At 64.1% G+C, this 13,106-nt stretch carries 7 protein-coding genes; all 7 read left to right on the top strand.

Annotated features, from left to right (window positions below; genetic code table 11):
• Positions 1-48 precede the first annotated feature (48 nt).
• The 7 genes from RYH70_RS00335 (at position 49) to RYH70_RS00305 (ending at position 13,089) form a co-directional block, all read left to right on the top strand.
• Positions 49-2,067 carry a methyl-accepting chemotaxis protein gene (locus RYH70_RS00335; protein ID WP_233924767.1) on the top strand — a complete coding sequence of 673 codons (2,019 nt, stop codon included), beginning with the start codon at positions 49-51 and terminating at the stop codon, positions 2,065-2,067.
• Entirely contained in the window at positions 2,067-2,942 is an 876-nt protein-coding gene (locus RYH70_RS00330) for a CheR family methyltransferase (RefSeq protein WP_022997458.1), read from the top strand. Before RYH70_RS00335 ends, RYH70_RS00330 begins: the two co-directional genes overlap by 1 nt.
• 38 nt (positions 2,943-2,980) lie before the next feature.
• On the top strand, positions 2,981-9,358 hold the full coding sequence (locus RYH70_RS00325) for an Hpt domain-containing protein (RefSeq protein WP_317009611.1): 6,378 nt from the start codon (positions 2,981-2,983) through the stop codon (positions 9,356-9,358).
• Positions 9,355-10,374 carry a chemotaxis protein CheB gene (locus RYH70_RS00320; protein WP_080530114.1) on the top strand — a complete coding sequence of 340 codons (1,020 nt, stop codon included), beginning with the start codon at positions 9,355-9,357 and terminating at the stop codon, positions 10,372-10,374. Before RYH70_RS00325 ends, RYH70_RS00320 begins: the two co-directional genes overlap by 4 nt.
• A gap of 25 nt (positions 10,375-10,399) precedes the next feature.
• Positions 10,400-10,894 carry a chemotaxis protein CheW gene (locus tag RYH70_RS00315; protein ID WP_022997455.1) on the top strand — a complete coding sequence of 165 codons (495 nt, stop codon included), beginning with the start codon at positions 10,400-10,402 and terminating at the stop codon, positions 10,892-10,894.
• Positions 10,894-11,922, top strand: coding sequence for an MBL fold metallo-hydrolase (locus RYH70_RS00310; protein WP_055100253.1), 1,029 nt, complete (start codon positions 10,894-10,896; stop codon positions 11,920-11,922). Before RYH70_RS00315 ends, RYH70_RS00310 begins: the two co-directional genes overlap by 1 nt.
• 147 nt (positions 11,923-12,069) lie before the next feature.
• Positions 12,070-13,089, top strand: coding sequence for a lysophospholipid acyltransferase family protein (locus RYH70_RS00305; RefSeq protein WP_026948825.1), 1,020 nt, complete (start codon positions 12,070-12,072; stop codon positions 13,087-13,089).
• The last annotated feature ends 17 nt before the right edge of the window (positions 13,090-13,106 follow it).

Here is a 13,106-nt window from a genome sequence, read left to right as displayed (position 1 = left end):
TGGACGGCGGTCACACAATAAGAGCAGAGTCAGGCCAGGAGCCAAGCTATGAAGTTCAAACCGGGGCTTGTGTTAAGCAAGATGCGGGGGGGAGCGGGTAACAATCCGCTGGGCGTTGCTCTGTATATCGGGTTGCTCGCCTGTATTGTTCTCGCCTTGATGAATTTCGTTATGTCCGCCATCGGCGCCAATCACGCCCGGGACAATATTACCCAGGCGTCGGACATGCGTGTGTATTCCCAGCAGCTGCCGAAAAACGCACTGGAGGCGGTGTCCGGTAATGCCGAGGCCTTCACGCTGCTTGAGCAGGGCCGCCAGGGTTTTCTGCGCGCCTGGAATCAGGTCAAGGACGAACGGGTATCGGACCCGCGAGTGATGCAACGCCTGCAGAATTTGTGGGACGAGGCGCTACGACAGGTGAACACGGTCCTTCAGGGGCGCGCCACGGTGCTGGATCTGCACCAGGTGTCCGCCACCCTGGCACAGACCATTCCGGAACTTCAGAGCAAGTATGACGAGGTGGTCCGCATCCTGATCGCCAATGGCGCCTCCGCGGATCAGGTGGCACTGGCGCAACGCCAGTCATTGCTCACCGAACGTTTAATGCGATCCTTGTCGAAGATTCTGGAAGGCCGGGACAGCGCCGTGGCCGCCGCGGAAACGTTCGGCACCGACGCGGTACGATTCGGCAATGTCGTCAACGGCATGCTGCGCGGCAACAGCCGCCTCGGCATTCAGAGAGTCAGCGACCGCGATGCCCGTGCGCGGTTGACGGATATCGCCGATGTCTTTAATCAGTTCATCAACCCTTCCGTGGACAAGGTGCTGGAAACCGCGCCGGATCTGATACAGATCCGCGCCGCCGCCGACAGCCTGTTCCTGCGCTCCCAGGACCTGCTGCAGGAAGCCTCCAATCTGGACAGCCAGTTCGAGAACGCCAGCAGCGGTCTGTTCCCCTCCATATGGCTGGGCATCCTGTGCGCGGCGGCCTCGGTGTTACTGTTTTTCCTGATCATGCTGCAGGGCAATCGCAGCGCCAGCAAACAGCGTGGCGAGCTGGAAAGCGAGAATCAGCGTAACCAGGCGGCGATTCTGCGCCTGCTCGATGAACTGGGGGATCTGGCCGACGGCGACCTGACCGTGGAAGCAACGGTGACCGAGGATTTCACCGGTGCCATCGCCGATTCCATCAACTATTCCATCGACCAGTTACGCAGCCTGGTACAAACCATCAACCAATCCGCCGTGCAGGTGGCCAGTGCCGCCCAGGAAACCCAGTCCACCGCCATGCATCTGGCGGAGGCTTCCGAACATCAGGCGCAGGAAATTGCCGGCGCCTCGGCGGCGGTGAACGAGATGGCGGTGTCCATTGATCAGGTGTCCGCCAACGCCGCCGAGTCCGCGGCGGTGGCGGAACGGGCGGTGGCCATCGCCAACAAGGGCGCCGAGGTGGTACAGGCTACTATTCATGGCATGGACACCATCCGCGAGCAGATTCAGGAAACCTCCAAACGAATCAAGCGCCTGGGTGAGTCCTCCCAGGAAATTGGTGACATCGTTTCGCTGATCAACGACATCGCCGACCAGACCAACATTCTGGCCTTGAACGCCGCCATCCAGGCCTCCATGGCCGGGGAGGCCGGTCGCGGCTTCGCCGTGGTCGCCGACGAGGTGCAGCGCCTGGCGGAACGCTCCGCCGCCGCCACCAAGCAAATCGAAACCCTGGTGAAGACGATTCAGACCGACACCAACGAAGCGGTGATTTCCATGGAAGCCACCACCGCCGAAGTGGTGAAGGGCGCCCGTCTCGCCCAGGACGCCGGGGTGGCGCTGGAAGAGATCGAAACGGTATCCAAGAACCTGGCGGACTTGATCCAGAATATTTCCAACGCCGCCCGCCAGCAGGCCGCGTCCGCGGGGCACATTTCCAACACCATGAACGTGATCCAGGAAATCACCTCGCAGACCTCCGCCGGGACCACCGCCACCGCCCGTTCCATTGGCGATCTGGCGGAAATGGCGCAGGACATGCGTAACTCGGTGGCCGGCTTCAGATTGCCGGGCTGATGGACATTGCCGTGACGCCGCCCTGGGCTCTTCGCAACGCGCCAGCCATGGACGCGGAGCAATTCCAGCTCTGGCAGACCCTGCTGGAAGAGCGCACCGGCATGACCCTGCCGGCGGAGCGGAAATCCTTCCTGGAAACCAGCTTGAGCACACGCATGCGTGAACTGGGCCTGGAGGACTATCAAACCTATTACGCTCAGCTGGTCACCGGCGCCAGCGAATCCCGTGCCATGGAATGGTCGATTCTGGTGGACCGGCTCACGGTGCAGGAAACCGGTTTTTTTCGTCATCCGGGGTCCTTCGCGCTGGTCAAGGCGTTCAGCCGTGACTTCGCCCGTCGGCATGCCGGCGGCGGCACCTTGAATGCCTGGAGCGTGGGGTGCTCCACCGGCGAGGAAGCCTATTCGCTGGCCATGGTCATCAATGAGTGTTTCGCCGGCGCCCGGGACAAATTGTTCTACGGCATTACTGGCACGGATATCAGCCTGCCCACTCTGGCCAGGGCGCGCCGTGGTGTGTTCCCCCTGCGCCGGGTGAACCGCGTGGCGCCGGCATTGCGCGAGCGATATTTTCAGCACTACGACGCTCAGCACCTTCAGGTCATCGCCACCTTGCGCGAGCGGGTGTGCTTCGCCCACCTGAACGTACTGGATCTGGATCAGGCACCGATGGAAAACCTGGATCTGATCTTCTGTCAGAACATGCTGATTTACTTTCGCCGTTGGCGAAAACGCCAGATCGTCAATCGCCTGGCCGCCCGCCTGGCGCCGGGGGGCGTCCTGGTCCTCGGGCCCGGCGAAATCACCGACTGGCAAAACGATAATCTGGAGCGGGAAGTCTATCCCGACACGTTGGCGTTCCGGCGCCGCGTTTGACGGCCAGGGGCTGGGGGCAGCCCCGGGGGGATCATCAAATGAGCGATCATCACGATTATCTGGCTCTCGACTGGGTACGCGGAGAAATCCAGGAAACACTGGATCAGGCCCGCGAAGCACTCGAAGCCTATGTGGAGAACCCGGGCGACTCGACACGCATGCGGTTCTGCCAGACCCACCTGCATCAGGTCCATGGCACCCTGCAAATGGTGGAGTTCTACGGCGCCGCGTTACTTGCCGAGGAAATGGAAAAACTGGCCCGAGCTCTGCTCGATCAGCGTATCGACCGGGAAGCGGAAGCCCAGGAATTGTTGATGCGGGCGATCCTGCAGCTGCCCCCTTATCTGGATCGCGTGGCCAGTAACCGTCGGGACTTGCCGGTGGTGCTGCTGCCATTGTTGAACGACTTGCGCGCCGCGCGCGGTGAACCGCTGCTGTCCGAAACCGCGTTGTTCAAACCCGATCTGCAGCATGCCCAGGGCGACGGCCGCATTGATGAGAGCATCCGCAATGACGCCCGCTTTCCGCAATTGATCCGCAAAATGCGGCAAACATTCCAGGTAGCGCTGTTGGGCATCATGCGCGGCGACCAGGTGAAACGTAATCTCGGATATCTGCGCCGTGTGCTGGAAAAGCTCCGGCAAATCAGCGGTGATGCCGCCCGGGCACCGTTGTGGCGGATCGCCGATGCCATGGTGGAAGGGCTGGAGGAAGAGGTTATTCCGCTGGGCTCCTCGGCCAAGCAGATGCTGGGCCAGCTGGATCGCACCTTGCGTGAACTGGCCGCCGACGGCGCCGACAGCCTGGAACGCCCGGCCCCCACGGAGTTGATCAAGAACCTGCTTTATTACGTGGCCCGGGCGGAGCGCGCGACACCGGCCATCGAGGCCATCCGGCGGCGCTTTCGTCTGCAGGACGCGCTACCTCCGGAGGCGCTGGTGAACGAGGAGCGGGCCCGGCTCAACGGCCCGGATGCCATGGCCATGCATTCGGTGGTGACCGCCTTGTCCGAGGAGATCACCAAGGTCAAGGATCGCCTGGAGCGGTTCGTTCACGACTCCCGGGCGGACCCCGCCGATCTGTCGCCGTTGGTCAGCACGCTGAAGCAGGTGTCCGACACCATCGCCATGCTCGGCCTGGGCCAGCCCCGGGTGCTGGTGGATGAACAACGGCAGGCCCTGGAGGACATCGCCGAACGCCGTCAGCCCCCACAACGGGAACGGCTGATGGATGTGGCCGGAGCCCTGCTGTATGTGGAAGCGACGCTCGCCGGCTTTGGCGGCAACAACCAGCGCCGCTCCACCGGGAATACCATTGGCAATACTATTGAAGGCACCGGCACTTCGCCGCTGCCCAATCATCTCGGCCAGGCCATGGACGCGGCGCTGCGCGAATGCCGGGCGGGACTGGAGGAAGCCAAGGACGGGGTAGTGGAATTCATCGCCTCGCATTGGGATCGCGCCCATTTGCAATCGGTGCCGGACCGCCTGCGGACCGTCCGTGGCGGCCTGGAAATGGTGCAACTGCAACGCCCGGCTCTGGTACTGCGGCAGTGCGCCCGTTTTATTCAGGAACGGCTGCTGGACGACGAACAGGCACCGGACTGGCAGAGCATGGATACCCTCGCCGATGCCATGAGTTCGGTGGAGTACTACCTGGAACGTCTCAGCGACGACCCGCATACCAGTGACGATGTTCTCGAAGTGGCGCATCGCAGCATCGCCGCCCTGGGGTATCCGCTTCAGCCCCAGGAGAGCGATGCGGAGCCGCCGTCAACGGGAGCACCGGCCGAGCAGGAACCGCGCAACGCGGACGACGATGATGATCTGGTGGATGATGAAATCATCGAGATTTTCGTCGAGGAGGCGGACGAGGTCATCGAGGCGCTGGACCAGTACTTTCCCCGCTGGGCCGCCGATACTGGCGATGAAACCGCGCTGGTGGAGTTTCGCCGCGCCTTCCACACCCTCAAGGGCTCCGGTCGCATGGTCGGCGCCACCACCGTGGGAGAACTGGCCTGGGCCATCGAGAACATGATGAACCGGGTCATCGACCACAGCATCGGCGCCGACGCCACGCTGATCGACCTGGTGCGCGAGGTCCACGGCCTGATTCCCGATCTGGTCAGCGCTTTCGCCCGCCGCCAACCGGACCCGGTGGACGTGACCCCGCTGATCGAAGCCGCCGGTATCCTTGCCGACGGAGGCAGCCTGGAGCGAATCCCCACACTGGGTAGCGAAGACAAAAACAAAGCGGAAAGCGACCAGGAAAGCACGGCGGCTCAAACGCCCGTCCAGGAAAAAACAGGCACCGGGCCCTCCGTCACACTCAGTGACGAGGACTACCAGGCCCTAACCGGCAAGGCACAAGCGGAACCGGCGACACCGGGCGACACTCTGGATAATCTGGACGCTCTGACGTTACCCGAAACATCCGCGGATCAGCCCGATCCGGTGCTGCTGGATATTTTCCGCCGTGAGGCCGACCGCAATCTCGCACTGCTGGCGCAGTGGCTGGATGGACTGGACCCGGAACTTGGCGAGCAGGATCTGGATGATCGCGTCCATCGCGCCTTGCACACACTGAAAGGCAGCGCGCGCATGGCCGAATTGAATGCCATGGCGGAAATGGCGGAGGCAGGCGAAAAGCTGGTGAAGGAACTGATCGCCGCCGGCCTGCGCGCCAGCCGTGATCAGGTGGCACTGATTCGCGACAGCCACCAGCAACTGAGCGAGGGCTTGCGGCGATTGGCCTCCCAGGGCGATGCCGCTTTACCCGATGCCGGCCCTCTGCTGAGTGCCCTGGACGACGCCCGCCATCAGGTACGCGGTGATCATCAAAACAATAACGCCCAGGTTCTGGCCATGCTGCTGTCCGACAGCATGGACCTGGTGATGGACGCCGACACCCTGTTACAGGCCTGGTCCACCGACCCCGAGCAGATCCGGCCGTTGGCCCGGCTACGCGATGAACTGCAGAACCTGGCGCAAGGTGCCCGCAAGGCGGGTCTGGAGGAAATCGAAGGCCTTGCCCTGGCGCTGGCCACCGCCTACGCCACCATCACTCAGGGGCGCCTGACCTTCGACCCGGGGCTGTTGGCACAGCTCAATGAAGGTCATGACGCGCTGATTAACATGCTCGATTGCCTGGCCGCCGGCCAGACCGTGCGCGCCGAATTGGGGCTGGTGGACGGCCTGCGAGACCTGACCGAAACCCGGCAGCCACTAACGCCGGATACGCAGGCGCCGTCCGCGCCCGCTTCGGAGCATAGCAGCGGGCTTTTGCAGCAGGCCGAGGAGGCCTTGCTGCGCGCCAACGAACATCTGGCCACCTGGCAATTGGGACAGCCGGCCAGCCTCGACCAGCTGGACCAGGAACTCACCGATCTGGCCGGCAGCGCCGGCGATGCGGAAGTACCCGCCCTGGCGGACCTGGCCCGGTCTCTGGCCGGCCTGTACCGCCGTCTGGCCTTACCGGAGACCACCGCGCCGACGCCTTCGGTATTCGATATTCTGCAGCGGGCCCATCATCGCCTGGCCGATATGATCGATCAGTTGCGCTCCGGCTCGCTGCCGGCCACGGACACGGTCCTCGAAGACGTGCTGGCACTGGCCGACACGCCCTGGACACCGAAGGGGAAGGGGGAGGCGAAGGCCGCGCCCCCGGAGCCGGCCGCTCAACCCGCCACGGAGGAGCGGGACCCGGAATTGGTTGGTATCTTTCTGGAAGAGGCGGAGGACATTCTCCACAGCTGCACCGAAAGTCTGGAACGGTGGATCGGGGAGCCGGAGAACCTTCTGCTGGTGCAGGCCCTGCAGCGAGATCTGCACACCCTTAAAGGCGGGGCGCGCATGGCCGAACTCCGCGAGCTGGGTGATCTGGGCCATGAGATGGAAACGCTCTACGAGCGCCTCGCTCTTGGCCGCGTGGAGCGACAGCCGGCGGTTTTCGATCTGCTGCACCGCTGCCACGACCGCGTGGCGGAAATGATCGACCAGGTCACCGCCCGGCAAGCCCTTGCCCCTGCCCGGGATTTAATTCAGGCCATCCATGACTATCTCAATGATCCGTCCGCTTTCAGACTCGCGGCTCCCGTCTCCGACGTCACCCCCGAAGCCGCCCAGGCCAAGCCTGTCGCGCTCGCGCCATCGTCCGGCGGCGGGGATAGCGGCGGCATTGATCCCGACATTCTCGATATTTTTCTGGAGGAATCGGAGGAACTGGGCGAGACCATTGAAGCAACCCTGACCGCCTGGCGGGATCAGCCGGAAGACCGCCAGCTCAATGACCAGCTCAAGCGGGCTCTGCACACTCTCAAGGGCGGCGCGCGGCTGGCCGGGGTGGCGCCTCTCGGGGACCTGAGCCACGACTTCGAGCAGTTTCTGGAGCGGCTGGACAATCAACGCCGGGCACCGGAAGAAGACGACTTCCTCACCATGCTCGGTTGGCTGGACGCGATTAACCAGCAACGCGGCCAACTGCGCGGGCAACCGGCGGATACCCGGGCACCGGACACCCTCCCGGCGCCCAGCGCGCCTACCGAGCCTGCCGCCGCCACGCCGGCGGCGCCGCAGGAAATGGTACGGGTAAGCGCGGAGGTGCTGGAGGCGCTGGTCAACCTGGCCGGGGAAACTTCCATCAACCGGGGCCGGGTGGAGCAGAGCATCAACGACTTTGTCGCTCACGTGTCGGAGATCGGTGCCACCGTTACCCGTCTGTACGAACAGCTGCGCCGACTGGACGCGGAAACCGAAGCCCAGATTCTCTCCAACTATCAGCAGGGGGTGGACCGGGGCGAATTCGACGCCCGCTTCGACCCCCTGGAGATGGACCAGTATTCCGAGCTGCACCAGATTACCAAGCAGCTCTCCGAATCCGCCTCGGACTTGCTGGATCTGAAAAACACCTTGCTGGAACGGACCCGCGACAGCGAAACGCTGTTGCTGCAGCAGCAGCGCATCAATACCGAGCTACAGGAGAAGTTGATGCGCACACGCATGGTGCCGTTCTCCCGGCTGGTGCCACGCCTGCGCCGCATCATCCGCCAGGTTTCCGGCGAGGTCGGCAAGAAGGTCGAGTTCGAGGTGATCAACCCGGAAGGGGAGTTGGATCGCACCTTGATGGAACGCATGGTGGCGCCTCTGGAACACATGCTGCGCAACGCCATCGACCACGGCATCGAGTCCCCCCGGGAGCGGCGCGAAGCCGGCAAGAACGAGACCGGTCAGGTGCGCCTGGAACTGACCCGCGAGGGCGGCGAGGTGGTGCTGACGCTGGCCGATGACGGCGGCGGTATCAATACCGAGGCGGTGCGCGCCAAAGCGGTGGAGCGAGGGTTGATCGATGCCGACGCCAATCCCAGCGACCAGGACGTGCATCAGTTCATTTTCCACGCCGGCTTCTCCACCGCCAGCCAAGTCACCCAGCTCTCGGGCCGGGGCGTCGGCATGGATGTGGTGGCCAGCGAAATCAAACAACTCGGCGGCACCGTGCGCATCGAATCACACCGAGGGCAGGGCACCCGCTTCGTGGTGCGCCTGCCTTTCACCCTGGCGGTGAACCGGGCCTTGATGGTGCGCGCCAACGAGGACACCTACGCCATTCCGCTCAATCAGATCGAAGGCATCGTGCGGGTCAGTCCGTTCGAGCTGCTCGATTATGTGGAGAATCAGAACCTGGTGTATCGCTACGCCGGTCAGGACTACGACCTGCATTACCTGGGCCGTTTCGTCCATGACATGCCGATGCCGCATCCGGATGTGCAGAGCCAGCCGCTGCCGTTGCTGTTGATCCGCAGTTCCGACCACGCCGTGGCCCTGGTGGTGGATAGCCTGGTGGGTTCCCGCGAAGTGGTGGTGAAATCCCTCGGGCCGCAGCTCACCAGCGTGGCCGGCATCAGCGGCGCCACCATCCTCGGCGACGGCTCGGTGGTGGTTATTCTCGACATCCACTCCCTGATCCGCGCCGCCCAGTTGCGCCAGCCAGCACCGTTGACCGCCCCGGCGGACCAGCGCGACGCCGCTCGCGAGCAGGCGCCGCTGGTGATGGTGGTGGACGATTCGGTGACGGTGCGAAAAGTCACCGGACGCCTGCTGGAGCGTCAGGGCTACCGCGTGGTTACCGCCAAGGACGGTCTGGACGCCATCGCCAAGCTGGAGGATCACACGCCGGACGCCATGCTGCTGGACATTGAAATGCCACGCATGGATGGCTTCGAGGTGGCGTCCCATGTCCGTCATGATGCGCGGCTGGCGCGGGTGCCCATCATCATGATCACTTCCAGAACCGGCGAGAAACACCGTGACCGGGCTTTCGATATCGGCGTCAACGGCTATATGGGGAAACCCTTCCAGGAAGGTGAGCTGCTCACCACCCTCGGCGAATTGCTGGAGGAAAGCCGGGAGAGCGTGGGATGACGCCACCGGCGGCCCGCATCGGCGTGATCGCCGATGACACCCTGCAAGGCCATTTGCTGTCCACGGCGATTCGCGGTCAGGGCTATCAGGTGGTGATCAGCACCGATCCGGAGAACCTGGCGGCACACTGGCTTGATGACAGCGATCTGGATCTGTGGGTGGTGGACCTGTCCCGGGAAGATCGCTGGCAGCACTTCCTTGATCGCCTGCTGGAAGGTGCCCGTGCGCCGTTGCTGTTCTGCGATGGTCAGGCCCCGCCGCGCAATGCCGCCCACTATCCCCGTTGGGAGCGTCGCCTGCTGAGCAAATTGCTGGACTATGTCGGCCCGCCGGCATTGCAGGAGCGCCTGCAAAGTCTGCCCCCGGACACCAGAGCACCGATCCCGGAGCCCCGGGAATTCCGCGATCTGCCGCGGCAAGACCAGGGCCGCCCACGGAGAGTCTGGGTACTGGGCGCCAGCCTGGGAGGGCCGGCGGCGGTGAAACGTTTTCTCGACTCGTTACCGGAACATCTGCCGGTGGCCTTCGTGCTGGCTCAGCACATTGATCCCGGATTCATGGGCACTCTCCGCCAGGTACTGGACCGCAACCCTTCGATCCGCTGCCGGATCGGTGACGACGGCAGCCGGTTGTGCCACGGCGAGGTGCTGCTGGCGCCAGTGGACCAGGCAATCCGTTTTCATTCCGACGGCCGCGTCGTCGCCACTGGTAACCGCTGGGAGGGCCCCTATGCACCCAGCATCGACCAACTGATGACCCATGTCCTGGAGGGCATCGGCCACTGTGCCGGCGCCATCCTGTTTTCCGGCATGGGCAATGACGGCGCCATCGCCGCGCCGCGTCTGGCGGCTTCCGGCACCATGGTCTGGGCGCAGTCGACGGACACCTGTGCCGCCAGCAGCCAGCCGGACTCGGTGCGGGAAACCGGCTGTGTCAGCTACAGCGGCAGCCCGGAACAACTGGCGGGCCAATTGGTGGAACAGGTACGCCGGGAACTATCGGCACCGGGCAGGTGAACCAATCCCATGCAAGGAGAAGATTATGTTCGACAAGACCCTGTCCGATGACCGTAATCCCGACACGCTGCCCGACGACATCGCCAGTCTGCTGATTCCCATGGCGGAACGCCCCTGGCTGATTCCCAACCTGGTAGTGGCGGAGGTGATTCCGCTGCGCCACCCGGACCGGCCCGGCCACGGCCCGGAATGGCTGCTTGGCTGGATGCACTGGCGTGAGCAGGAACTGCCGCTGCTGTCCTTCGAAAAGCTGAATGAGTCCGGTCCCGTTCATATCGGGCCACAAGCACGCATCGCCATCCTTCATTCGGTGTCCGGGGCGTGCCGTTTCTACGCCATGGTGGTACAAGGGATACCAAGATTGCTGCGGGTGACGCCCGGCGCCCCCCGGGAGGAACCGGGAGACATCGGTCCGGCAGCGGCGATGAATGTGCAAATGGGAGGCGATCTGGCGGTGATTCCTGATCTCGACGCGGTGGAAAAGGCGGTGGCGGGCCTGCAAGCCGGGCAACGCCGATAATGATTGACTGGTCTCTGCTGGAACAATGGGCACGGCGCGATGCCCGGCCCCGCGGACGTTTCCGCAATCTTTACCCCACACCCGATCACGGACTGGCGGAGTTGCTGCGCTGGCAAAGGGAAACCCGCGGCCGTTTCCCGCCCCATTTGCCATTCCCATTACAGCAACCGGACCCGGCCCTGCTGGCCCGGCCGGCACCGCAACCGCGTTTCACCTGGATCGGCCACAGCACCTATCTGATCCAATACCGGAACTGGAATCTGCTGACCGACCCGGTGTTCTCCGAACGTTGCTCACCGGTTTCCTTCGCCGGCCCCAAGCGCGCCGTTCCGCCGGCGCTGACCATCGACGCGCTGCCGCCCATCCACGCGGTGCTGGTTTCCCACAATCACTATGATCATCTGGACCGGGCTGCGGTGGACGCGCTGCAACGGCGCTTCGGCGATCAGATCACCTGGTTCGCCCCCACCGGGGTCGGCGCCTGGCTGCGCCGCCGAGGCATCACCGAAGTGATCGAGCGGGGCTGGTGGCAGCACGCGGACTGGCACGAGGCTCAGGCATTCTGCCTGCCGACCCAGCATTTCAGCGGCCGTGGCCCCCGTGATCGCAACACCACGCTGTGGTGCGGCTGGCGCCTGCAGTGGCCGGATTTCAGTCTGTTTTTCGCCGGCGATACCGGCTACGCCCCGGTGTTCCAGGATATCCACAAGGCGGTGGGGCCGGTGGACACGGCGCTGTTGCCGATCGGCGCCTATCTGCCCCGCTGGTTCATGGCGCCGGTGCACATCAATCCGGAAGAAGCCGTGCGCATTCATCAGGATCTGCAGGCACGCCATTCCCTGGCCATGCATTGGGGAACCTTCGTTCTCACCGACGAACCAATGGACGAGCCGCCACAACTGCTCGCCCGGGCCCTTGCAACCCAGGGTATTCCCGCCGGACAATTCCGCGTTCCGGCCCATGGCGAAACCGTGACTCTGCCCTTGCACGACACCGTTGCCGCCGTTGACCCTGTTTTGCAGAGCTAAGCGCGGGCCGACCATGGGTCTGCTTAGCGACTCATGTAGAATGCGCTCATGGAAGGCCCCCGCCGGCACACCTTGACTCCGGATCCGGGACCACAAGAATTCAGCCTTCGCAGGCGGAGGCAGCGAGACCCAAGGAGAAAGCGGAACATGACACCACGGCAACGGGGACGGCGTCTCTGGTGGCTGATGCGTCTGTTTGCGTGGCTGCCATTACCCGTGGCTACCGGCTTGGGGGCGTTTCTGGCGGGACTGATGACCCGGGTGCCATTACGCTATGCCAGTGCTTACCGGGTTGCCCTGATCAACGTGCTGGCGGCTTATCCGGACATGCCCCTGGCCGAAGCACGCCGGATTGCCCGGCAAAGCGTGTGCGAGCTGGGCCGCACTCTCACTGAGTTCGCCCATGTCTGGAGCCGGCCGGTGGAGGAGACCCTGGCGCGATTCTCCCATATCCACGGCGAAGCCGCCTTTCTCGAGGCCTCCGCCAGCGAGCGGCCGGTGTTGCTGTTGTCGTTGCACCAGGGCAGCTGGGAAAACATCAATCTGTATTTGGGACAGAAAGGCAACACCACCGTGATGTACCAGCCGCACCCGGCCACGCTGCTGGACGAGGTGGTGAAGCTGGCGCGCGAACGCACCGGCTGCCGGCTGGTGCCCACCAACAGCCAGGGGGTCAAGGAGGGGCTGGCCACCATGCGCGCCGGCGGCACCCTGGCGCTGCTGGCCGACCATAACCCCGGCAGCCGCGCCAACCCCTATGTGCCGTTCTTCGGCCATGCGGTACCCACTCCGGCGCTGGTGGGGAAACTGGTGCGCCGCTTCCGACCCCATATTTTCGTGGTGTCCTGCTATCGCGGTGAAGGCGGCGTGCGTGACATCCAGGTGCATTTCGAACCGGCGCCCGACATTGAAAATGCCGAGGACGACAGCGCCATTCTGTCCGCGCTGAATCACCACCTGGCCCGCTGCATCAGCCGCAAGCCAACCCAGTACCAGTGGACTTACAAACGCTTCAAGTGGCGCCCCGGCGGGCGCCGGCTGTGGTACCGGCAATCCCTGGTTCTGTTGCGCCGCGCCGCTCACGGGGAGGATCGCTCCGCGCTGGGTCTGGCGCCGGACACCACGACGGCGCGGAACGCTTCCGTCCCTTCGGAAGGAAAAGCATAATAGCGCCTTCGTTTTCG

Origin of the sequence: Alloalcanivorax xenomutans (assembly GCF_032810065.1) — a bacterium.
Taxonomy (GTDB): Bacteria; Pseudomonadota; Gammaproteobacteria; order Pseudomonadales; family Alcanivoracaceae; genus Alloalcanivorax; species Alloalcanivorax xenomutans.
This window is presented reverse-complemented; position numbering and strand designations above follow the sequence as displayed.